This is a genomic window from Caulobacter sp. GW821-FHT11E10 (assembly GCF_058808375.1).
This window is the reverse complement of sequence record NZ_JBXARP010000004.1, coordinates 243,898-266,988: the sequence shown is the minus strand read 5'-3', so window position 1 is coordinate 266,988 and position 23,091 is coordinate 243,898. Positions and strand designations below refer to the sequence as shown.

At 66.8% G+C, this 23,091-nt stretch carries 13 protein-coding genes, 4 tRNA genes and 1 pseudogene; 17 read left to right on the top strand and 1 reads right to left on the bottom strand.

The annotated features are described in order from the left end of the window. The first annotated feature begins 2 nt into the window (after window positions 1–2). The 17 genes and pseudogenes from AC1RRV_RS09875 (at window position 3) to AC1RRV_RS09795 (ending at window position 20,446) form a co-directional block, all read left to right on the top strand. Window positions 3–77: transfer RNA gene (locus tag AC1RRV_RS09875), tRNA-Glu, on the top strand. Window positions 78–122: 45 nt separating this feature from the next. Further along, window positions 123–197: transfer RNA gene (locus AC1RRV_RS09870), tRNA-Glu, on the top strand. A 172-nt stretch (window positions 198–369) separates the two neighbouring features. Next, the gene (cspD, locus tag AC1RRV_RS09865) at window positions 370–960 is read left to right on the top strand and encodes a stationary phase survival cold shock domain protein CspD (RefSeq protein WP_492859445.1); all 591 of its coding nucleotides are present in this window, start codon (window positions 370–372) and stop codon (window positions 958–960) included. Beyond that, a pseudogene (locus AC1RRV_RS09860) lies at window positions 932–1,490 on the top strand (DUF192 domain-containing protein); the annotation flags it as partial. The gene cspD and the pseudogene AC1RRV_RS09860, both read left to right, overlap by 29 nt. 64 nt (window positions 1,491–1,554) lie before the next feature. After that, window positions 1,555–1,631: transfer RNA gene (locus AC1RRV_RS09855), tRNA-Pro, on the top strand. Between the two features lie 25 nt (window positions 1,632–1,656). After that, window positions 1,657–1,962 (top strand): ETC complex I subunit, encoded by a 306-nt coding sequence (locus AC1RRV_RS09850; RefSeq protein ID WP_492859444.1) that lies wholly within the window; start codon window positions 1,657–1,659, stop codon window positions 1,960–1,962. A 21-nt stretch (window positions 1,963–1,983) separates the two neighbouring features. Next, window positions 1,984–2,060 (top strand) — tRNA-Arg (locus AC1RRV_RS09845). A gap of 113 nt (window positions 2,061–2,173) precedes the next feature. Beyond that, window positions 2,174–2,359: a DUF3008 family protein gene (locus tag AC1RRV_RS09840; protein ID WP_492859443.1), complete on the top strand. Its 186-nt coding sequence runs from the start codon at window positions 2,174–2,176 to the stop codon at window positions 2,357–2,359. Between the two features lie 227 nt (window positions 2,360–2,586). Then, on the top strand, window positions 2,587–5,454 hold the full coding sequence (locus tag AC1RRV_RS09835; protein ID WP_492859442.1) for a TonB-dependent receptor: 2,868 nt from the start codon (window positions 2,587–2,589) through the stop codon (window positions 5,452–5,454). Between the two features lie 54 nt (window positions 5,455–5,508). Further along, window positions 5,509–6,609: a pectinesterase family protein gene (locus tag AC1RRV_RS09830; protein ID WP_492859441.1), complete on the top strand. Its 1,101-nt coding sequence runs from the start codon at window positions 5,509–5,511 to the stop codon at window positions 6,607–6,609. A gap of 71 nt (window positions 6,610–6,680) precedes the next feature. Further along, the gene (locus AC1RRV_RS09825) at window positions 6,681–8,738 is read left to right on the top strand and encodes an alpha/beta hydrolase family protein (protein ID WP_492859440.1); all 2,058 of its coding nucleotides are present in this window, start codon (window positions 6,681–6,683) and stop codon (window positions 8,736–8,738) included. Window positions 8,739–8,749: 11 nt separating this feature from the next. Beyond that, window positions 8,750–9,964 carry a glycoside hydrolase family 28 protein gene (locus AC1RRV_RS09820; protein ID WP_492859439.1) on the top strand — a complete coding sequence of 405 codons (1,215 nt, stop codon included), beginning with the start codon at window positions 8,750–8,752 and terminating at the stop codon, window positions 9,962–9,964. Continuing rightward, window positions 9,961–10,146, top strand: coding sequence for a hypothetical protein (locus AC1RRV_RS09815; RefSeq protein WP_492859438.1), 186 nt, complete (start codon window positions 9,961–9,963; stop codon window positions 10,144–10,146). Before AC1RRV_RS09820 ends, AC1RRV_RS09815 begins: the two co-directional genes overlap by 4 nt. Window positions 10,147–10,376: 230 nt before the next feature. Continuing rightward, complete coding sequence (locus AC1RRV_RS09810; RefSeq protein WP_492859437.1) at window positions 10,377–12,647, top strand: hypothetical protein; 2,271 nt, start codon at window positions 10,377–10,379, stop codon at window positions 12,645–12,647. A 327-nt stretch (window positions 12,648–12,974) separates the two neighbouring features. Continuing rightward, on the top strand, window positions 12,975–15,680 hold the full coding sequence (locus AC1RRV_RS09805; protein ID WP_492859436.1) for a TonB-dependent receptor: 2,706 nt from the start codon (window positions 12,975–12,977) through the stop codon (window positions 15,678–15,680). Window positions 15,681–15,759: 79 nt separating this feature from the next. Next, a complete protein-coding gene (locus tag AC1RRV_RS09800) occupies window positions 15,760–17,085 on the top strand; it encodes an oligogalacturonate lyase family protein (RefSeq protein WP_492859435.1) in 1,326 nt (441 codons plus the stop codon). Between the two features lie 13 nt (window positions 17,086–17,098). Beyond that, window positions 17,099–20,446, top strand: coding sequence for a DUF4450 domain-containing protein (locus tag AC1RRV_RS09795; RefSeq protein ID WP_492859434.1), 3,348 nt, complete (start codon window positions 17,099–17,101; stop codon window positions 20,444–20,446). Between the two features lie 167 nt (window positions 20,447–20,613). Here AC1RRV_RS09795 and AC1RRV_RS09790 read toward each other — a convergent pair whose 3' ends face one another. Beyond that, window positions 20,614–22,884, bottom strand: coding sequence for a glycoside hydrolase family 88 protein (locus AC1RRV_RS09790; protein ID WP_492859433.1), 2,271 nt, complete (start codon window positions 22,882–22,884; stop codon window positions 20,614–20,616). Window positions 22,885–23,091: the final 207 nt, after the last annotated feature.

Here is a 23,091-nt window from a genome sequence, read left to right as displayed (position 1 = left end):
GTGGTCCCTTCGTCTATCGGTTAGGACGCCAGATTTTCAATCTGGAGAGAGGGGTTCGACTCCCCTAGGGACTGCCACCCGCGAGGCTATATTTTGACGATGTTCCGCTCCGGCGGTGACGTGGTCCCTTCGTCTATCGGTTAGGACGCCAGATTTTCAATCTGGAGAGAGGGGTTCGACTCCCCTAGGGACTGCCATCTTCGGCTGTATTTCAGAATTGTTTCGGGTTTGTGGCTGCGACGAAATGTCGCGGAACGCCTTTGCGCGCCGTTTTGACGTGATTTCGTCATTGACGGCTCTCGCCACGCGAGAACACTGTTCTCGTAGTGCTCGCTCCGATGGGCTGATTGGGCGAGCCAGAGGGGTGGGATGTCTGGTTTCGATTTTGAGGACGCTGCGGCGCACGAAGAGTTCGTGCGCATCAGCGGGAGGGTGAAGTGGTTCGACGCCGGCAAGGGTTACGGGTTCATCGTACCGGATGATCCGGGCCAGACCGGGCTTAAGGACGTGCTTCTACATGTGACATCGCTGCGTAACTGCGGCCGCGAAACCGCCATGGAGGGGGCGGTGATCGTGTGCGACGTGGTGCGAAGGCCCAAGGGCTGGCAGGTCAGCGAGGTCGTCAATCTCGACGAAAGCTCCGCGCCGGCGCCGCTTGAGCGCCAGAAGCGGACCTTCGCCGATGGGCCGCCACGCCGCGATCCGCTGAGAGAAGGGCATGGGCGTCACGCCTTGGAGCCCGAAGGACCGGCCGAGCACGCCAAGGTCAAGTGGTTCAACCGCACCAAGGGCTATGGCTTCGTGATCCGCGACGCCGAACCCGGCGACATCTTCGTGCATATCGAGACGCTCCGTCGGGGCGGGCTCGAGGACCTGCAGCCGGGCGACGACGTCCTGGTGCGGTTCGCGCGCGGGCCCAAGGGCCTGGTGGTCGCGGAAATCACCCCCGGCGACGTCTGACTTTCGCCGCCCCGGTCGGACCGCTAGTCTCGACAGGGACTGGCTCTGACAGAGGCGCGCGCATGGCGGGACGGATGATCGACAGGCGAGGCTTGCTGGCCGCGCTGGCGCTTGGCGTCGGCGCGGGCGGTTCCGCCTGGGCGGCGCCGAAGCTGGAGACCGTCGAGGTGGTCGCCAGCCGCGGCCGCGCGCGTTTTCAGGTCGAGATCGCCGCCACATTGGCCGAGCAGAAGCGCGGCCTGATGTTTCGCAAGTCGCTGGCCCCCGACCGGGGCATGCTCTTCACCTACAAGCGGCCACAGCCGGCGGCCTACTGGATGAAGAACACCCTGATCCCGCTCGACATCATCTATATCCAGCCGGACGGCAGAATCCTGTCGATCGTCCGCAACGCCCGTCCGCACGACGAAACGCCGCTGCCCGCGGGCGGCCTGGTCCTGGGCGTGCTGGAGATCGCCGGGGGCAGGGCGGCTCAGTTGGGCATCCTCCCGGGCGACCGGGTGCTGCATCGAATCTTCCCGAAGGGATAATTGCGGCGCTCCATCCGTTGATCCGCGCGTCGAACGCCTGTAGAGCACGCGCCTGCCGATGTTTCGGAGCGTAGCGCAGTCTGGTAGCGCGCCTGGTTTGGGACCAGGATGTCGCAGGTTCGAATCCTGCCGCTCCGACCATCGGTAAGTACTTTGGGAGAGGTCCATGCTGGCCCGCATCTATCGCCCCGCCAAGAACGCCATGCAGTCCGGCAAGGCCAAGACCAAGGACTGGGTGCTGGAGTTCGAACCGGCCTCGGCCCGCAAGGCCGATCCGCTGATGGGCTGGACCACCTCCAGCGACATGAACGGCCAGATCCGCCTGACCTTCGAGACGCGTGACGAGGCCGTGGCCTACGCCCAGCGTCACGAGATTGCTTTCCAGATCTTCGAAGCCAAGGCCCCCAAGCGCATCATCAAGGCCTATGCCGACAACTTCGCGGCCAACCGCAAGCAACCCTGGACCCACTAGGCCTCGGCGGGTCCGGCACGCGCGCCCTTAGCTCAGCTGGATAGAGCACTCGCCTTCTAAGCGAGCGGTCGCTGGTTCGAATCCAGCAGGGCGCGCCAAACTTGCTTTGAAGCCTTGGCCGCCGCCGCTCGGCCCTGGGCCAAGGCGGGGCGTTGCGCCACCCGAAGCCATTCCGCGCGTTGACGTGTCGGGGGCAGCAGGAGGAGCCACCATGCCCGCCAAGTCCGCCGCTCAACAGAAGGCCGCCGGGGCCGCGCTCTCGGCCAAACGCGGGGATACCCCTAAGAGCAAGCTCAAGGGCGCTTCCAAATCGATGCTGTCGATGAGCGAAAAGCAGCTTGAGGCGTTCGCCCACACCAAGCGCAAAGGGAAGCCCGAGCACGCCGCCGACGGTTGAGGGCTAAGTTCCGTTCGCCCATCGGATGGGTCTGATGAGATCGCGGTAGCGAAACCATTTGCAAAAGCGCTGAACGTCTCGAACTATGATCCTCGGATGATACCGGTGTCATAAGAACGCCGGGCCACGGAGGAAATGGGATGTTGCAGTCAGAACGATCCAGATTCCGCGCGCGCCTCGTCGGCGGCAGCGGCGCCGTAGCCCTATTGCTGGGCGCCGGGGCGGCGATGGCCCAGACAAGCGCGACGCCGGCGGCCTCGGACGACACCGTCGAAACGGTCGTCGTCACGGGCTTTCGCAACAGCCTCGCACAGGCCCTCAACGTAAAGCGCTCTTCGGCGGCGGCGGTCGACGCCATCTACGCCGAGGACATGGCCAAGTTCCCGGACCTCAACCTGTCCGAATCAATCCAGCGCATTCCGGGCGTGGCGATCGCCCGCGACGCCGGTGAAGGGCGTCAGATCTCGGTGCGCGGTCTTGGACCGCAGTTCACGCGCGTGCGCATCAACGGCATGGAGGCCCTGACGACGTCGGGCGGCACCGACGCCTCGGGCGGCACGAACCGCAGCCGTTCCTTCGACTTCAACGTGTTCGCCTCGGACCTCTTCAATCGCATCACGGTTCAGAAGACCGCTTCGGCCGAAACGGAAGAAGGCTCTCTCGGCGCCACCGTCGACCTGAACACCGCCCACCCGTTCGACAAGCGCGGCTTCAATTTCGCGGTGTCGGGCAAGTACGGCTACAACGACCAGGCCAAGAAGGCGTCGCCGCGCATGGCCGCGCTGATTTCCAACACCTGGCGCGACGATACGATCGGGGCCTTGTTCTCGGTCGCGTACTCTCAGCGCGACCTGCTGGACGAGGGCACGAGCACGGTGCGTTGGCAGACCGGCACGGCCGCGTCGCCCGGCTTCCGGAGCGTGAAGGGCGTGGCCTGCGCCACCAACGCCGCCGCCTGCGCCGAGGCCAACGGCGCGGTCCATCCGCGCATTCCGCGCTTCGACTGGTATCACACCACCCAGGATCGCCTGGGCATGACCGGCTCGCTGCAATGGGCGCCGGACGACAAGACCCAGGTCTCGTTCGACGTGCTTTACGCCGACTTCAAGGGCGAGCGGAACGAGGACTTCCTTGAGACCTTCACGCCCCAGACCGCCGGCGCCTGCACGGCGACCTCGCCGGCTTCGTGCGGCATCAACCAGGTCGACGTGGTTGACTATACGGTTGTGTCGCCGCGCTCGAACTTCCCCGTCATGACCAAGGGAACGTTCAACAATATCGACCTCAAGACCGAGCAGCGCCACGACGAACTGGAGACCGAGTTCCGGCAGTTCACCCTGACCGGCGAGCATCAACTCACCGACAAGCTGAAGGTGCGGGGCGTGCTGGGCTTCGCCAAGTCGACCTTCGCCAACCCGGTCCAGAACACGGTCCAGTGGGACCAGTACAACGTCCAGGGCTACAGCTGGGACTACAGTGGCGGCGACACCTATCCCGTCATCAAGTACGGCACGGGCGACACGGTCAACGCCGACGCCTGGACCCTGGCCGAGATCCGCATGGTTCAAGGCTATGTCGACAACAGCTACAAGACCGCTCAGTTCGATCTGGCCTATGACTTCAGCGACAATTTCAAGCTGAAGGGCGGCCTGTCCTACAAGGCCTACAACACCGACAGCACCGCATTCTCGCGGACCAACGGCACCTCAGCCAACATCAACCCGGTGTCTTCCGCCGACCTGCGGAACGTGGCGCGGTCGAGCTATGCTGAGACGATCGACTTCTCGAGCTTGAAGCTGCCGGCCGGCAATGTGACCTCCTGGATCACGCCCGACCTGCAGAAGGCGCTCTCGGCCCTGCACATGGATGATCCGACCTACGGCAAGACGATCACCACCACGCCGGGCACGGTCTGGGTCAGCCCGTTCGGCAACGAGTGCTTCACCAGCGGCTGCGGCATCTACCACCTGGGCAAAGAGGCCAGCCTCGGGGCCAACTACGCCATCGATGAGTGGGACACGACGGGATACCTGCAGGGCAACTTCAACCTCGACGTCGGGGGTGTGCCGGTCCGCGGCGATCTGGGCGTGCGCTATGTGAAGACCCGCCAGAAGGCCCTTGGCTACGGCGTCGTTCCGTCGACGGTCAGCGGCGTCAATTACCAGACCATCTCGGCCACCATGGCCACCCGCAGCTATGACGACGTGCTGCCGGCCTTGAACATGGTGGTCGAACCGCACGAGGACCTGCTGCTGCGCTTCGGCGCGGCCAAGGTGATGTCGCGCCCCAACCTGGGCTCCCTGACGCCGGGCGTGAACATCGGAACCGGCAGCAACAAGACCGTCACCTCGGGCAACCCGTTCCTGGACCCGTTCCGGGCCAAGACGGTCGACGCGGCGATCGAATGGTATTTCCAGCCTCAGGCCCTGCTGTCCTTCGCCTATTTCTACAAGGACATCTCGACCTTCGTTCAGGCCTATACCTCGCCGCTGTCGACCTTCGACCAGAACCCGTTCGGCCTGCCCGACAGCGCGGCGGTCGCCGCCTGCGGGAGCACGCCGGGCTGCGCGCCCAGTCTCCCGGTCTGGCAGTTCAGCACCTCGGTCAACACGCCCGGCGGTCCGCTGAAGGGCTTCGAGGTCAACTACCAGCAGCCGTTCACCTTCCTGCCGGCTCCGTTCGACCAGTTCGGCTTCCTGGGCAACTACACCCACGTGACCTCGAATGTGACGTATCTGTCCTCGACCGGGACGGTGGCGGCCATCGGTCCGCTGACCAACCTCTCGAAGAACAGCTACAACGCCACGCTCTACTTCGAGAACAAGAAGGTCAGCAGCCGCGTCTCGGCCGCCTATCGCAGCAAGTACCTGACCATGATCCCGGGACGTAACGGCTCGGACGTGGAAGGCACCAAGGCGACGCTGAACTTCGATGCGTCGCTGACCTACACCTGGAACAAGCACCTGGCCTTCACGCTTGAGGCCGTGAACCTCACCAATGAGAGGCAGGACCAGTACTACGACTCCAGCCAGCTGGTGTCGTTCTACCACGAGACGGGTCGCGAGTTCTTCGCGGGCTTCCGCTACACCTTCTAAGCTTGGCGCGGCGCGGTCCTTCGGGGCCGCGCCGTCTTCATTTCGAGGACCGTCATGTCCATCGTCTTCGACCGCCGGACGCTGCTGGTCGGCGTCTGCGGCCTGACCCTTACGTCTCCGGCTCTCGCCGCCACCCGGACCGGCTTCGACGCGGTGGTGTCGACCAAGGGCTCCGATCCTCGCGGCAAGACCTACGCCACCCTGGCCGCCGCGCTCGACGCCGCGCCGGCCTCGGGCGACCGTCCGTTCAGGATCCTGGTGACCGCCGGGACCTGGCGCGAGAAACTGGTCGTGACCAAGCCGAATGTCTGGCTGTTCGGCGAAGGCCGCGCGGCCAGCACCATCGTCTTCGGCGACTACGCCGGCGGCCGGAAGTCGGGAGGCTCCAACGAGATCGCGACGATGGTCGTGTCCGCGCCCGGCTTTCGCGCCGCGCGCCTGACGATCGCCAACGACTTCGACTATCCGGGCCACATGCCGCCCGACGTGCCCTACGACCGCACCGGCGCGAGCGGAGCCCAAGCGACCGCGCTGAAGCTGGCCGACGGCTCGGACCGGGCCTATTTCGAGGATGTGGCCCTGACGGGTTGGCAGGACACCCTGTTCACCGACGCTGGTCGCAGCCTCTTCCGCCGCTGCTACATCAGCGGCTGCGTGGACTTCATCTACGGTCGGGGCGTGGCCGTGTTCGACCATTGCGAAATCCGCTCGCGCACCCGCCCGGGCAAGGACTTCCACGGCTTCATCGCCGCGCCAGACACAGACCGCCGTCAGCCCCACGGCCTGGTCTTTCTTGACTGCCGACTGACCAAGGACGCGGACATGTCGCGCCACACCATGGCGCTGGGGCGGCCTTGGCGCCACACGATGACGTTCCCCGACGGCCGCTATGGCAACCCCGACGCCGTCGGCCATGCGGCGTTCGTCCGCTGCTGGATGGACGATCACATCGTCCCCGAGGCCTGGTACCCCATGCACTACAATTTGAAGGGCGGGCGCCGGGCCATGTACGAGCCGGAGGACGCGCGCCTCTTCGAATATGGCAGCCGGGGTCCTGGCGCCGGAAAACCATCCTCGCGACGCCGGCAACTGACGACGGCGGCGGCCCGGGGCTATACGCTTCCCAAGTTGCTGTCGGGCTGGTCGCCCGCATGACGCCGGTGTCGGCCGGGAGGGCTTGGGCGCTTGATCGGCGCATTTTCAGCGCGGCGGCGGCGATCCTGTTGATGTCGGCCGGTCCGGTCCTGGCTCAGACCGCGACCCCCGCGACCGGCCGCGCCGAACTCACCGCCTATATCGACGGGCTGGCGCGCGAACACCTGAAGACGCGCGCGGCCGAGGTCGCCGGCTTGAGGACGCCCAGCGACGCCGACGCCCGCAAGGCCAGCAACAAGGCCAAGGTCCTGAAGCTGATCGGCGGCCTGCCGCCGACGCGTACGCCGCTGGCCGCCCAGACCTATGGCGTGATCCAGGAGGAGGGCTTCAAGGTCGAGAAGATCACCTATGACAGCCTGCCGGGCTATCATGTGACCGCCAATGTCTATGTGCCGACGGGGCAGGGGGCGGGGCCGTTTCCAGCCGTCATCGTCGCGCCCGGCCATGGCCTGGACGGCAAGATCGGCAACCGAGGGTTCGCGGTGAACCTGGCGCGGGCCGGTATCATCACCCTGGCCTACGACATCGTCTCCGAGGGCGAGCGGCTACAACACTACGATTCCGAACTCGGCGCCTCCAAGGTCGGCCGGCCGACGGGCGAACATAGTCTGGCCGCCTGGCAGACCGCGCCGGTCGGCGACCACGTCTCGCGCTACTTCATCTGGGACGCCGTCCGGGGCCTGGACTATCTGGCCGCGCGGCCTGACGTCGACGCTCAACGCCTGGGCGCCTTCGGGTGCTCGGGCGGGGGCACGATAACGGCCTTCCTCTCGGCCCTGGACGAACGGGTCAAGGCCACCGCAACGGCCTGCTACGTCACCGATTTCGACCATCTGCTGTCGACCGTCGGGCCCCAGGACGGCGAGCAGTCGATCCCCGGCTTCCTGGCCGCCGGCCTCGACCTCGCCGACTTCGTCGAGATGGCCGCGCCGCGTCCCTACGCCGTGGTTTCGACCACCGAGGACATGTTCCCGTTCGCCGGCGCCAGGAAGGCGGTCGACGAGATCAAGGGTGTCTACAAGCTCTATGACGCCGAGGATCGACTGAGCTGGATCTACGGTCCTGGCGGCCACGGAGCGCTCGCTCCGATCTCGTCCGACATCGTCGCATTCTTCACCCGATGGCTGAAGAATGAGCCCGACAAGCGCCCGTTCGCCGCCGCGCCGCGCTTGTCGCCCGACCAGCTGCTGGTCACGCCGACCGGCCAGATCTCGACCTCGATCGGCGGCGAGACGATCCAGACCCTGAACGCCGCGCGCGCCAAGCTCGTGTCGGCCAAGCGGCCCGCCGTCGCTTCGGTCGCCGACGTCGCCGCGTTGCGCGCCAAGTTGAAGGCCGACATCCGTGCTGTAACCTTCGCCCAGGTTCAGCCTGGCGCCGCGCCGCTTGACACGGTCGAGGGCGCCAACGGCGCCTTGCGCCTGAAGGTGGCCGACGGCCAGGCGGTCGACGCGATCCTGACGGCGCCGGAAGGCGGCGGCCGAATGCCGGCCGTGTTGCTGCTGACCAGCCAACCGCAGGCGGTCAGGGCCGAGGCCGCGCGCCTGGCCAAGGCCGGCCGGATTGTGCTGGTCGTGGTGGCGCGGGGCGCCGGCGGGACCGAGGAGATCAAGGCCTCGGTGCTGGGCGACTGGAACCTCCTGGCCACCCGCGCCCTGCTGGTGAACAAGACGCCGCTGGGCCTGCGCCTGGACGACGCGGTGCGCGCCATGGACTGGCTCGCGGCGCGGCCCGATGTCGATCCCAAGGCGATCAGCGTCTACGGCGTGGGCGCCCTGGGGCCAGTGGCCCTGCACCTTGGCGCGGTCGACGATCGGGTCGCGGCGATCTATGCCGACAACAGCCTGACCGCCTACCGCATGGCCGTGGACCAGCCGATCCAACGCGAACTGCCGGAAGTGCTGCCGCCCGGCGTGCTGCGGCGGTACGAGCTCGGCGACCTGGCCCTGGCGGCGTTCCCACGCCCGGTGACCTTCATCAATCCGATCGACGCCGTGGGCGTCCCGCTGAAACAGGCCGAGTTCGACAAGGAACTGGCCTTTGTCCGCGCCGCCGATCGTAAGCTCGGCCAGCCCGACCAGGTGCGCTGGACCTGGCGCGGCGCCCGCGATCCCTTGCCGCTGCCATGAGGAGTTCGCCGATGATCCAGACCACGCGTCGTCGCCTGATCGCGTCCAGCGCCGCGCTGGCGGGCCTGCCGGCCCTGGCCCGAGCCGCCGCGCCCGACCGCGACGACGGCTGGAAGGAGGCCGCCGCCATCCTGGCTCGGATCAAGCCGCCGACCATTCCGCGCCGAGACTTTCCGATCACCGGGTTCGGCGCCAAGCCGGGCGGTGAGGTCGATTGCACCCAGGCGATCGCGACCGCGCTGGAGGCGGCGTCGAAGGCCGGCGGCGGCCGGGTGGTGGTCCCGCCGGGGGTCTGGCTGACGGGCGCTGTCCATCTGAAGAGCTGGACCGAACTGCACGTCGCCAAGGGCGCGACCCTGAAGTTCTCGCGCGATCCAGCCGCCTATCTGCCCAACGTGCTGACGCGGCACGAGGGCATCGAGCTGTTGAACTATTCGCCCTTCATCTATGCCCTGGACCAGCACGACATCGCCTTGACAGGCGAGGGGACCCTGGATGGTCAGGCGGACGCGGACCACTGGTGGAACTGGGTCAAGCGCCCGCCGCCCGGCGTGGTCAGCGACCGCAGGCGCCTGGGCGACATGGCCGAGGCGGGCGTGCCCGTGGCCGAGCGGGTGTTCGGCGCCGGACACACCATTCGCCCCATGTTCGTCCAGCCCTACCGGTGCCGGAACGTGCTGATCGAGGGTCTGACCATCGTCGCCTCGCCGATGTGGGAGATCCATCCGGTCGAGTGCGAGAATGTCATCGTCCGAGGACTGAAGATCCGTAGCCACGGCCCCAACAATGACGGCTGCGATCCGGAATCCTGCCGCGACGTGCTGATCGAGGGCTGCGTGTTCGACACCGGCGACGACTGCATCGCCATTAAGTCAGGTCGCAACGCCGAGGGGCGACGGCTGAAGCGGCCGACCGAAAATGTGATCATCCGCGACTGTCAGATGATGGATGGTCACGGCGGCGTCACCCTGGGCAGCGAGATCACCGGCGGGGTGCGCAACGTCTTCGTCGAGCGTTGCAAGATGGACAGCCCGCGCCTCGACATCGCGATTCGCTTCAAGAACAACGCCATGCGCGGCGGCACGCTGGAGAACATCCATGTGCGCGACATCGCCGTCGGCCAGGTGGCCAAGGCGGTGATCACCATCGACTATACAACTACCAGGAGGGCGCCAACGGGCCCTATGTCCCGGTGTTCCGCAACCTGGTGGTGGAGCGCCTGGTGAGCGGCCATAGCCCGCGCGCGCTCGATCTTCAGGGCTTCGCCAATGCGCCGATCCGTGACGTGAAGCTGATCGACTGCGAGTTCAACGACGTCTCCGGTCAAGACATCGTCCGCCATGTGGAGGGCCTGACCTTCGACAACGTGCGGATCAACGGCCAGCCGGCCAAGTCGCCGGTGTCCTAGAAGCGCCTAGGCGTAAGCTGCTCGCTGCGAGGACGCGGCTGCGCCGAAGGTCCACGGCGCAACGACGACGCGCAGAACCACGCTTGTAGCAAATTCCATCATATGAGATATCGTTCTATAAAATGAAATAATGGCGCCGAGCTGAGGCAAACGTGCATCGACCTTGGTCAAGCCTTTGGGCCTGATCCGGCACGGTTCAGCGCCCGCCCGTAGTAGGATGGGGAGTAAGCATGAAACGCGTTCTCGTCGCCGGCCTCGCGCTGGCTTGCCTGGTCACTCCGGCGCTGGCGCAGCCCATCGACCGCCACGCCCTGGTCAGCCGCCACGACGTGAAGCTGACGAAGGTCGACCCTTCCGCGCCCCTGATGGTCGGTAACGGCCAGATCGGCTTCACCGCCGACATCACCGGCCTTCAGACCTTCCCGGAAGCCTATTCCGGCATCGCGCCGCTGCTGACCGAGGCTCAATGGGCCTGGCACGCCTTTCCAAACCCCAACAACTACACCTACGCCGACGGCACGACGCCGATCGACGTGCGCGGGACCAAGCAGCCCTACGCCTACATGAAGGACTGGAACGAGGCCGAGACCCGTCCGGCCCTGGCCTATCTGCGTGAGAACCCCCACCGCTTTTCGCTCGGCCGCGTGGCCCTGGATCTGCGCGACAAGGCCGGCAAGCCGGCCAAGTTCGAGGACCTGACCCAGACCGAACAGACCCTGGACCTGTGGACCGGGGTGCTGACGAGCCGCTTCACCTATGACGGCGATGCCGTGACGGTCCGCACGCGAGTCCACCCGACTCTGGACATGATCGTGGTCGACGTGGACTCGGCTCTGGTCGCTCAGGGACGGCTGAAGCTTTCGGTGAAGTTCCCGGGCGTCTCCAAGACCCTGAATCCGGATCCGTCCGACTGGACCCATCCGGCGCTGCACACGACCAAGGTGACGGGGGAGGGCGCCTCGCGCCTCGACGTTTCGCGCCAGCTGGATGCGACCCGCTATTTCGCGGCTCTGCAGGCCGATCGCGCGGTGGATTTCACGGCCACCGGCCCGCACGGCTTCACGGTCGCGCCCAAGGCCAAGGGACGGACGTTGGGCCTCGAGGTCGCCTTTTCGCGCCAGGCCGTGGCGAAGCTGCCGTCCGTGGCGCTCGCCGACCAAGCCACGCGGGCGCACTGGAAATCCTATTGGACACAAGGCGCGGCCGTCGACTTCTCGGGCAGCACCGACCCGCGGGCCTCGGAGCTGGAGCGCCGCGTGGTGCTGTCGCAGTACCTTATGGCCCTGAACGGCGCGGGCGAGGTGCCGCCTCAGGAGGAGGGGCTGTTCTCCAACAGCTGGAACGGCAAGTTCCACCTCGAGATGCATGCCTGGCATGCGGGGCACTTCGCGCTCTGGAACAGGCCGGCGCTCCTGGAGCGCAGCCTGCCCTGGTACGTGAGCCAGCTGAAGAACGCCCAGGCGCGTGCGGCCAGCCACGGGCTGAAGGGGGCCTGGTGGCCGAAGATGACCGGACCCGATGGCGTCGACAGCCCCAGCAAGGTCTCGCCGTTCATCATGTGGCAGCAGCCGCACCCGATCTGGATGTCGGAGCTGATCTGGCGCGACAGGCCGACCAAGGCGACCCTGGCCCAGTACGGCGCGCTGGTCTCGGAGACCGCCGAACTGCTGGCCAGCTTCCCGCACAAGGACGCGACCGGGCGCTACGTCCTGGGGCCGCCAATCATCCCGGTGCAGGAGAACTACGACCCCCTGACCACCGCCAACCCGACCTTCGAGCTGGAATACTATCGCTGGGGCCTGGAGACGGCGCAGCGGTGGCGCGAACGTCAGGGCTTGAGGCGCAAGCCCGAGTGGGACGCGGTGATCAAGGGGCTGCCCGCGCCGGCCACCAAGGACGGCCTCTACCTTCCGACCGAGACGACCCCGGACTTCTGGGACCTGGCCAAGAGCAAGGATTGCTCGCGGCGCGCCATCGACCCCAAGTGCATGAACCGCGACCATCCCTCGTTCCTGATGGCCTATGGCCTGATCCCGGGAAAGAGCGTCGATCGCGAGACCATGCGGCGCACGCTGCGGGCGGTCGAGAGCGATTGGGACCTGCGCCAGACCTGGGGCTGGGACTATCCGATGGTGGCCATGACCGCCGCGCGCCTGGGTGAGCCGGACAAGGCCGTCGACTGGCTGTTCTACGACGCAAAGAACAACAAGTTCGGGGTCTCGGGCATGACGCCGCGTGTCCACCTGGACGAACACGCCCAGGCCTTCGTGCCCAAGGCGGCGGGGGCGGGCGGCCAAGCCACGCCGGCCAGCGAGCCTGCAGGGCCGGACGGCCCAGGCTATCGCCGCGCGGCTGAGACCTACTTCCCGTCGAACGGCTCTCTGCTGGCGGCCGTGGCGATGATGGCTGGCGGCTGGGACGGCTCGAAGGGGCCAGCGCCGGGCTTCCCGAAGGACGGCAAGTGGACCGTCCGCGCCGAGGGCTTCAAGCCGCTTCCCTAGGCCTTGGATCGAGCGGGCGCGTGGCCGGAGAGCCCCGCGCCATGCTTGAGGCTCAGCTTGGCCGACTATGATCCGCTGCAGTGGAAATGCGGTGCGCATCGCCGTTCGCCTCACAGGCGAGCGGGCGTAAAGCCTGTTGAAACAACAGCATGGCTCTCGGCGCTGTCCCCATTGCCGAGCTCGTCGCCGCTGACGCCTCGTCGCGAAGCCAACAAGGTGGTTGCCTACTAAACCGGTTTACTGCACGATATGGGCTAGTATCTCACATTGTGGAAAACGATGTGACAATTAATGATACCGGTGTCAGTCCGGTTAGGGAGAAACGAAATGGCTTCGCGCACCCTGCGTCAACAACTGATGGCGAGCGCTCTGCTCGGCGGCGCCTTCGCCGTGTCGATGCTCGCCGGCGCCGCGTCGGCGCAGACCGCCGCGCCGCCGCAAACCGCCGATGAGGCTTCGGCCGTCGAGCAGATCGTCGTTACCGGCTATCGCTCCAGCCTGAGCAAGGCGCTGGGCGCCAAGCGGACCAGCATCGGCGCCATCGACGCCATCCTGGCCGAAGACATCGCCGCCTTCCCGGACCAGAACCTGGCCGAAGCCATCCAGCGCCTGCCGGGTGTGACCATCGACCGCGTGGGTGGCGAAGGTCGCCAGATCTCGGTGCGCGGCCTCAATGCCGACTTCACCCGCGTGCGCATCAACGGCGTGGAAGCCATCGCCACCGGCGGCGGCAACCGCAGCCGCGGCTTCGACTTCAATGTCTTCGCCTCCGAGCTCTTCAACAGCATTACGGTGCGCAAGACCCAGTCGGCCGACGTCGCCGAGGGCTCGCTGGGCGCCACGGTCGACCTGCAGAGCGGTCGTCCGTTCGACTTCAAGGGCTTCAAGGCCGCCGCCTCGGCCGAGGGCAGCCTCAACAGCATCACCGACCGCATCCTGCCGCGCGCCGCCGGCCTGCTGAGCTGGTCCAATCCGGACCAGACCTTCGGCGTGCTGGCCTCGGTGGCCTATTCGAAGCGCCAGCCGGTGGCCGAAGGCTTCAACACCACCCGTTGGCAGGGCGCCGACGCCAGCGACAACTTCGCCAGCTGCTCCAAGTGCGCGACGCCGGACGAGCTGGCCAAGGTCCAGAACGCCTTCTATCCGCGCATCCCGCGCTACACCGCTTCGAAGATCAACTCCGAGCGCCTGGGCCTCACCTTCGCGACCCAGTGGCGCCCGAACGACAAGTCGGAATTGTCGCTGGACGTCCTGTACTCGGACCTGAACCAGTTCACGGAGAGCCCGAACCTGGAAGCGATCTCGTTCAGCCGCTCCAACGCGGCGGGCGTGGGCTCGACCATCGTTCGCGACTATGCGCTGAACGACCGCAACACCTTCACCTACGGCGTGTTCGACAAGGTCGACGTGCGCTCGGAGAACGGCACTCAGCGTGACCACACGACCTTCACCCAGGTCACCCTGTCCGGGAAGTACGAGTTCACCGATCGTCTGCGTGGCCAGGCCCGCATCGGCGTGGCCAACTCGGACTACCGCATGCCCGAGCAGATCTCGTTCCAGCTCGATCGCAACGACGTCAATGGCTACACCTACGACGCCCGCGCCAACGACCGGACGCCGATCATCACCTACGGCTTCGATGTCACCAATCCGGCCAACTACACCCTGACCGAGATGCGCTCGGCGGTGCAGACGTCGTTGAACATTACCCGCACCGCTGGTGGCAGCCTTGAGTTCGATGTCGATGAGCACCTGAAGCTGCGCGGCGGCCTCGACGCCCAGCAGTACGTGGTCAAGTATCGCGGCGCGAGCCGCAACCAGGTCCTGAGCGCCGCCAACCAGATCGTCGGCGTCGGCGCCTTCTCGAAGGTGGTCTCGTTCGGCCGCGACTTCCCGTTCCCGGGCGGCGACCGCAAGTACGTGGTGGCCAATATCGACAAGGCCGTTGAGTACACCAAGCTGCTGAACTTCCCGCTGATCGTCCAGCAGGGCGACACCCGCGACGTGGAGGAACAGGACCTGTCGGGCTTCGGCCAGGCGGTGGTGGACGCCACCGTGCTCGGCGGCATGCCGCTGCGCGCGGACTTCGGCTACCGCGTGGCCCACACCAAGGTCACCTCGCAGGGCTTCATCGGGAGCGGCGTCTACCTGACGCGCAAGAACGACTATACCGACGTCCTGCCCTCGATGAACATCACGCTGGAGCCGCGCGACAACTTCATCCTGCGCGGCGGCATCGCTAAGGTCATGGCGCGTCCGACCCTGGGCAGCCTGACGCCCGGCGGCTCGGTCGGCGCGACGACCCGGACGGTCAGCTTCGGCAATCCGGATCTTGAGCCGTTCCGCGCCACCAACTTCGACCTGGCCGCCGAATGGTATTTCGCGCCGGAATCCCTGATCGGCGTGGCGGTCTTCTACAAGAAGATCGACAGCTTCATCGCCAGCCAGACGACCCGCGCCGTCTACAGCTCGCTGGGCCTGCCGGCCAGTCTGCTGAGCACCAGCGCCGGCGTTTCGGTCAACGACCTGTTCGACGTGACCAATCCCTATAACGGCGAAGGCGGCTGGCTGAAGGGCGTCGAGTTCCAGTACCAGCAGCCGTTCAACTTCCTGCCCGACTACCTGCGTGGCTTCGGCTTCATCGGCAACTTCACCTATGTCGGCTCGAACGTGAACTACGGCACGACGGCCGCACCGCGGATGAACAAGCTGACCGGCCAATCGAAGACCACGGCCAACGCCACGCTCTATTTCGAGCGCGGCAAGTTCAGCGCCCGCACCTCGGCGGCCCGCCGGTCGAGCTTCCTGACGCAGTTCCCCGGTTCCAACGGCAACAGCGAACACGGCACGCACGGCAGCACCTATTACGACTTCTCGTCGAGCTACAAACTGCGCGACAACCTCGTCATCACCTTCGAAGGCATCAACCTCGGCGACAAGTTCACCGACGCCTATGTCGATACCGCCGACCGCATCAGCGACTATCGCCACACGGGCCGCGAGATCCTCTTGGGCGTGCGCTGGACCTACTAAGCGTCTTTCCTCTACTCCTCCCCCTGGGTCTGGCGCGGTCCTTCCCCGCGCCAGACCTCTCTTTTTGCGGAGAGTCCTCGTGATTGAGCGTAGAACCGTTCTTGGTCTGGCGGCGGCGGCCCTGGCCGGCCCAGTGTTCGCCCAGCAGCCGACGCGCGCGGCCAGCGCGCCGAAGGAATGGCGCGACGCCAAGACCGGCCATCGCGTGGTGCGGCTGTCCGAAGAGGGCGGCAGCAAGAACCTCTATTTCCATCAGAACGGCTACACGCCGCAGGGCGACAAGCTGGCGATCACCACGCCATCCGGCCTGGCCTTGGTCGATTTGAAGACGTTCAAGTTGACGCCGCTGCCGCAGACCAAAGGCGCGGACCTGCTGTTCTTCCCCCAGCGGTCGCGACGCCTGTACTACTCGGTCACCGCGCCGGGCGAGGGGCTGCCGGCTGACCGGGCCAAGACCATTTACGCGCTGGATATCGACAGCGGCAAAGCCAAGGTCGTGGGTAAGCTGGCCCAGGGCGGCATCGCCTCGATCAACGCCGACGAGACCCTGCTGCTGGGCGTCGTCACCTATGGCGGCAAGCCCCTACAGCCCAATACCGCCGACGACCGCAAGCGCTTCGGCCAGGCCGAGTACGCCGCCAACGGCCCCGACGGCAAACCCCTGTCCTTCGCCAAGGCCAAGGGCGTGCGGATGACCGAGCGGTTCGAGACGCCGACGCCGATGGAGATCTTCACGCTCGACCTGAAGACCGGCGAGCGCAAGGTGGTCCACGCCTCGGAGCGGTGGCTGGGCCACGCCCAGTTCTCGCCGACCGATCCGACTCTGGTGATGTTCTGTCACGAGGGACCCTGGAACCGCGTGGACCGCATCTGGACGATCCGCACGGACGGCTCGGCCCTGACCAAGATCCACACCCGGACCATGAACTTCGAGATCGCCGGCCACGAGTTCTTCTCAGCCGACGGCAAGTGGATCTGGTACGATCTGCAGACCCCGCGCGGCCAGGTGTTCTGGATCGCCGGCCACGAGCTGGCGACGGGCAAGAAGCTCTATCGCCGGGTCGAGCAGAACGAGTGGTCGGTGCACTATAATGTCGCTCGGGACGGCCAGCTGTTCGCCGGCGACGGCGGCGACGAGGACATGGTCGCCCACGCCAAGGACGGCAAGTGGATCTACGCCTTCCGGCCCGAGACCATCCGCGACGCGGCCACGCAGTTCTATGCCGACGACCTGATCACCGTGGACAAGATGGCCAGCGAGCGCCTGGTCGACATGTCGGCCCACGACTATCGCCTGGAGCCGAACCTGACCTTCACGCCCGACCAGAAATGGATCGTCTTCACGTCGAACATGCACGGCGAAAATCATGTCTATGCCGTAGAGGTCGACAAGCGCGGCGCTTGATCAGGGGCGGGTGATGAAACGATCGCGTCGACATACGGGTCTGGCCCTGGCGTTGCTGGCGGGCCTATCGCCTAGCCTGGTCTGGGCCCAGACCGTCCCCTCGGCGGCGGGCGGGCCCAAGCCCAATCTGGTCGGCCAGATGGATCGGCCGATCCGCTATCGGCCCGACAACGGCGACTTCGTCATCGAGAATGGCGGGGAGACCTTCAATCGGCCGCTCTATGGCGGCGACACCGCTTTCCGCGTCGATGGCGGCGACAAGCCTGAATTCGTTCTCTACCTGCCCGGTCGCGGCGGCAATCTACGGCTCGGCGTCGCCGGTCCGAACGGCGCCCGCTGGCTGCACGAGGCCAAGCAGATCGTCACGCGGTACCGCCCCGGCGAGCTGATCTACGAGATCCGCGATCCACTGCTGGGGCAGGGCGTGCTGCGGGTCGAGGCCCTGGCCTATGCCGTGACCGAGGGGCTGTCTTTGCGGGTCGAGGGCGTCGATCTGCCGCCAGGCCTGGACCTGGTCTGGGCGTACGGCGGCGTCACCGGCCAGCGCGGCGTCCGCGATGGCGACATCGGCACCGAGAAGGTCCCGATCTCCGAGTGGTTCCAGTTCAAGCCGGCCTTCGCGGAAACCAACCGCGTCGCTCTGAGCGGCGACGGCTTCCAGGTGAGCGCGCCCCAGGCGGTGATCGTGGGCGCGGTCAGCGGGCCAGCGCGCTTCTCGCGAGGTGAGGCGGCCGCATGGGGTGACATCGGCCGCCTCCTGAAGAGCGAGGGGGCGGAGCAAGGAAGTGTCGCCGTGGGTCGCGCGGCCCTGTCGTCGAACGTCCCGCTGATCGTCGCCCTGCAGCGGGTCGATCCCAGCGCCGCCGACGACTTGCCCGAATACAAGGCGGTCAGGGCGGGAAAGCCCGACGCCGCGCCCGCACCGGTGCGTCGACCGGCCGCCTTCGCCCAGGCCGAGCTCGGCGCGCGGTTCGAGGAGACCCGCCGCCACGTCCAGTCCCTCCGCGACCAGGTCCAGGTCGAGACGCCAGACCCCTATGTCAACGCCGCCATGGAGGCGCTGAACGTCGGGGCCGAAGCCACCTGGGACGGGCCCCAGCAGGCGGTCATGCATGGCGCGGTCGCCTGGCGGACGCGCCTGCTGGGCTGGCGTGGGCCGTACTGGCTGGACGCCCTAGGCCGCCCCGACCGCGCCGACCAGCATTTCCGCGCCTGGGCCAAGGGCCAGAACGTCTCGCCCATTCCCGCGACGATCCCGCCCGCCGACGAGGACGCCAACCTGGCGCGGGCCGAGAAGGCGCTGCATTCGAACGGCGACCTGTCGAACTCCCACTACGACATGAACACCGTCTATATCGACGCGCTGTTCCGGCACTTGGCGTGGACCGGCGACCTCAAGCTGGCCCGCGAACTCTGGCCGACCATCACCCGGCACCTGGCCTGGGAACGCCGGCTCTTCCGCCGCGAGTACGGCCCGCGCAAGCTGCCGCTCTATGAAGCCTATGCCGCGATCTGGGCCAGCGACGACCTCTCGTACAACGGCGGCGGCGCGACCCATTCGTCGGCCTACCAAGCCTATCACAACCGCATGGCGGCCAAGCTCGCCCGTCTGATCGGCGAAGATCCCGCGCCCTACGATCGCGAAGCCGACGCGATCCAGGAGGCGATGCGCGCGCTGCTCTGGATGCCGGACGAGGGCGCCTACGGTGAGTATCGCGACCTGCTGGGTGAGCAGAGGCTGCACCCGGCCTTCGGCCTGTGGACCTACTATCACGCCATCGATTCCGAGGTTGTCTCTCCTACGGACGCTTGGCGCATGTCGGACGCGCTGCGGCGACTGCCGCGCGTGCCGATCAAGGGACCCGGCGTGCCGAGCGATGCGCGCTACGGGCTCTACGCCACGACCGATTGGCTGCCCTATGCCTGGTCGATCAACAATGTCGCAACCCAGGAGAACCTGCACACGGCCCTGGCGCTGTGGCAGTCGGGCCAGAACGACGAGGCCTTCGCGCTGGCCAAGAGCGGCTTCCTGGCCAGCATGTTCATGGGCATCTCGCCCGGCAACATGGGCACCTTGGCCTGGCCAGACGTCTATCGGCGGGAGTCGCAGCGCGATTTCGCCGATAGCGCGGGGGTGACCGCCCGGACCATGGTCGAGGGTCTCTTCGGGCTGCGGCCGGATGCCCTGGCCGGCGTCATGACCATCCGCCCAGGCTTTCCCGCCAGTTGGGGCCACGCGGCGATCAAGCACCCGGCCTTCGGCTATGGCTTCCGCCGCTCCGCGGACACGGATCACTGGACCCTGACGCCGGGCGATAGCCGCTTCAAGACCGTGGTCCTGCGCTTGCCAGCGCCGCGCGACGCCGTGGCGGGGGTCGAGGTCAACGGCGCCAAGGCGGCCTGGCGATCCGCGCCCGACGCCATCGGCGGTCCGGCCATCGAGATCACCGCGCCGGGCGACAAGGCCGCCGAGATCGTCGTCCGCTGGAGCGGCCAGGCGGTTTCGCCGGCCAAGTCAGCCGGACCGGCCAAGAGCTTTGTAAAGGTCTCGCGCAACGGCCTGACCTGGTTGGCGCCGGTCGCCGGATCGGCGGCGCCGCCGCCGCGAGCACCTGCCGTGCAGGCGATCGCGCGCGGGCGAATGGACCCGGTGACGTTGGCCTTCAACGACAAGGTCACGGCGATCTTCGCCAAGGGCAAATACCGCTCACCCCGGCCCAAGGGGCCCTCGCTGGGGCTTCCGGCCCAGGGGCTGGGCGGTTGGGCCGGCAACGTCAACCAGGCGGCCAAGATCGACGACACCGGCCTGCGCAGGCTCGCGGCCGGGCAGGGCGGCCGCATCTCCACACCCGATGGCGTGGTCTTCGCCACGCCGGGCGAACCCGATGTTCCGAACATCGCGTTCACGTCGCTGTGGGACAACTATCCGGCCAAGGCCGTCGTGCCGCTAGCCGGCAAGGCCAGCCGCGTTCATCTGCTGATGGCCGGTTCGACCAATCCAATGCAGAGCCGCTTCGACAATGGCGAGGTGGTGGTGACCTATCAGGACGGGACAAAGGCGCGCCTGCCGCTGCGAAATCCTGACACTTGGTGGCCGATCGAGGCGGACTACTTCGTCGACGACTACCAGTTCCGTGTCGATACGCCGCCGCCCACGCGCGTGGACCTGGAGACCGGCCAGGTTCGGGTGCTGAACGCGGCAAGCTTCAAGGGCCAAGGACGCGAGGTTCATGGCGGCGCGGCGACAGTGCTGTCGCTGGCGCTGGATCCGCGCAAGGCGCTGCGCTCGCTGACGGTGCGGACCTCGGCCAACGAGGTCGTGATCGGCCTGATGGCCGCGACGCTGGAGCGGCCTCGGTAAAGGGCAGGTTCGGCCAATTGAGCTTCCGCCCCCTCGTCATCCCGGCCGCAGCGAAGCGGAGAGCCGGGACCCAGCGGCGACCGCACTGCTATTTGCCCCTGGGTCCCGGATAGCCTCTGCGAGGCTTCCGGGATGACGAGGATGCGGGTCTTCAGCGGCTTTGACGGCTAACGCCCCGGATTGAAGTCGGGCTTCTGCGCGAAGACGTAGGTCTCCCAGTCGGCGCGGCTATGGAAGTCCAGGCCTTTGTCCCAGGCCGCGCCCATGTAGTAGACGAACGGCTTGCCGGGCGTGACCTTGACCAGCACCAGCCAGTCGGTGTCGGTCTCGACCACGTCGACGACCTGTCGTGGGTCGACCAGCAGGGCGACGCCCATCGTGCCCTTGTCGGGATCGGTGACATCCCAGAACGAGAAGACGCCCTTGGCCTTGTCGACCTTGAGGTCGCCCGCCGTGGGGGCTGTCGGCTTCTTGCTGATGCCAAGGGCCACGGTCAGCGGACCCTTGGCGTTGGAGCCGAAGGTCGAGACCATGCGCGTGAAATTCGTGCCCATCGGCAGGGTGAAGGTCCGGCTCTCCCAGACTTCACGCGCCTTTGTCTTCTCGGCGCCGCCGATCTTCCACGGGGCGTAGCTGACCTTGAACGACGCGACGTCCGGGCCGTCCTTGAGGACCTTGTAGTCCTTCCAGTTGCGAGACACCCACAGCTTGCCGCCGTCCCACACGCCCAGGCCGCCCGCGCCGCGGTAGGTCTTGACGTTGTAATAGTCGATGCCCTCACCGTGATAGGCGTGCTGGTCGCCGGTGCGCAGCTGGCGGGTCATGAACGGGTAGCGGACGCTCTTGCCCCAGGCGTCGATCCCCGAGGTAGAGGGCGGCTCGTACTGTTCCAGGGCCGGGCCGTAGATGCGGTGAGCGGTGCGGTCGTTCTCCCACAGGATATCGTCATAGCGCTCGGGCGCGTAGCGGACGGTGGCGCGGGGCTTGTCCTGGCCGGCCGGTGGCGGGGCCATGCGATAGATCATCTTCGGCGGCGTCGGCTGGCCTGGCGCGGCGGGCGGGACCTGGGCGGGGGCGAGGCCCGGTCCCTCGATCGTTGGATCGTAGGCGAGGGCGGCGACCGCCCTCATTTCGGTGGCGTGGCGCGCGGTCTCTTCCGGGCCTCGCACGGTCCGGGGCAGAGCCGGGGTCGGCGTGCTGGCGGACACGAGCGCCGCGGCGTCCGGCTTCGGTTCGGAGAGCGGAAGAGCCGTCTGCGGTTTGTCGAGATTCATGATCTCGAGCCCCGCCAGGAGGAAGGCGCCCGTGCCGTACGGACCGATGTCGGTCGGCAGGGTGGTCACCGGCTGGTCGCCGGTCTTTTGGACCGCGCCGATCATGCCGTTGGGCAGCACCTGGCGCTCCAGCGCATTCCAGCCCTTCACGACCACCGGAAGATAGGTGGCCCGGTCCAGGATGCCGTGGTTGATGCCCCAGGCCATCGCATAGACGAAGAAGGCCGAGCCTGAGGTCTCCGCCTCGGGGAATTGCTCCGGCTGCATCAGGCTGGCGGCCCATAGCCCGTCGGCGCGCTGCAGGCCCGCGACGCGGGCCGACATGGCGCGGAAGATGGCCAGGTAGCGCGGGCGATTGAAGTAGTCGGCCGGCAGCGATTCCAGCAGCCGCGCCATGCCGCCCATCACCCAGCCGTTGCCGCGCGACCAGAAGATCTTGCGGCCCTTGTCGTCGCGGCGTTCGATGAAACGCTCGTCGCGGAAGTAGAGGCTTTCATCGGGATCGTAGAGGCGCGCGAAGGTGCGCCACCACTGGGTGTCCATCGCGTCGAAGTACTTTTTCTCGCCGGTCATGGCGCCCATGCGCGACAGGACCGGCGGGGCCATGAACAGCGCGTCGCTCCACCACCAGACGAGGTGCTCGGGAACGGGCTGACGTCGAAGGTGGGGCAGGGACCAGTCCACACGCTGGCGCAGGGGCATGATCACGCCTTCCTGGCCGCGACGGGCATAGAGCTCCTGGTAGAGGTCGCCGATCGCCAACTCGTCCGCGTTCAGCATCGCCTTGCCGGACCGGGCGCCGCGGAGGCCGTAATTGTAGTGCTCGGCGGCCTCGGTCAGGAACTTCAGGGTGGCGGCGTCGCCAGTGACGCGCGCCAGGCGCGCCGCGCCGATATAATAGGTGGCCGAGACCCAGTTCGATGAGATCTCGCGGACCGCGCCGCCGGTGGTAAGCGGAATCGGTTCGGCGCGCATGGCGTCGATCTGGGCCTTGTTCGCGCGATTCAGGACCGCCAGCACATCGGCCGCCGCTGGGACTTGAGGGGGCGTCGCGGCAGGGGGCGCGGCGGCCCAAGCGATCGATACGGGCGACAGGGCCGTGGCGCAAAGCAGGACGGCCGCGCCGACGTGCAGCGGCGTTTTGTTACGCTTTGAAAAGAGCACGGCAAATCCCTCGACGGCGACGTCCCTATGGCGTCGATTTCCATTATTTGGAACAGTGTGCCATTTTCTGGAATGAAGTCCAGATGACGCGACGCCGATCGGGGCGGCGTTTCGCTATGTTCAAGTAAAACTTCGTGAAATTTTGTCTCTCCAGACGGAATACTAGAAAAGACAACGTTATCATTCTCTGTAACTTCCCAAATTATG

What these genes read in the sequence shown, in the direction of transcription:
- cspD (WP_492859445.1), top strand. Translation starts at nt 370, where the DNA reads ATGTCTGGTTTCGATTTTGAGGACGCTGCGGCGCACGAAGAGTTCGTG.
- AC1RRV_RS09850 (WP_492859444.1), top strand. Translation starts at nt 1,657, where the DNA reads ATGCTGGCCCGCATCTATCGCCCCGCCAAGAACGCCATGCAGTCCGGC.
- AC1RRV_RS09840 (WP_492859443.1), top strand. Translation starts at nt 2,174, where the DNA reads ATGCCCGCCAAGTCCGCCGCTCAACAGAAGGCCGCCGGGGCCGCGCTC.
- AC1RRV_RS09835 (WP_492859442.1), top strand. Translation starts at nt 2,587, where the DNA reads ATGGCCCAGACAAGCGCGACGCCGGCGGCCTCGGACGACACCGTCGAA.
- AC1RRV_RS09830 (WP_492859441.1), top strand. Translation starts at nt 5,509, where the DNA reads ATGTCCATCGTCTTCGACCGCCGGACGCTGCTGGTCGGCGTCTGCGGC.
- AC1RRV_RS09825 (WP_492859440.1), top strand. Translation starts at nt 6,681, where the DNA reads ATGTCGGCCGGTCCGGTCCTGGCTCAGACCGCGACCCCCGCGACCGGC.
- AC1RRV_RS09820 (WP_492859439.1), top strand. Translation starts at nt 8,750, where the DNA reads ATGATCCAGACCACGCGTCGTCGCCTGATCGCGTCCAGCGCCGCGCTG.
- AC1RRV_RS09810 (WP_492859437.1), top strand. Translation starts at nt 10,377, where the DNA reads ATGAAACGCGTTCTCGTCGCCGGCCTCGCGCTGGCTTGCCTGGTCACT.
- AC1RRV_RS09805 (WP_492859436.1), top strand. Translation starts at nt 12,975, where the DNA reads ATGGCTTCGCGCACCCTGCGTCAACAACTGATGGCGAGCGCTCTGCTC.
- AC1RRV_RS09795 (WP_492859434.1), top strand. Translation starts at nt 17,099, where the DNA reads ATGAAACGATCGCGTCGACATACGGGTCTGGCCCTGGCGTTGCTGGCG.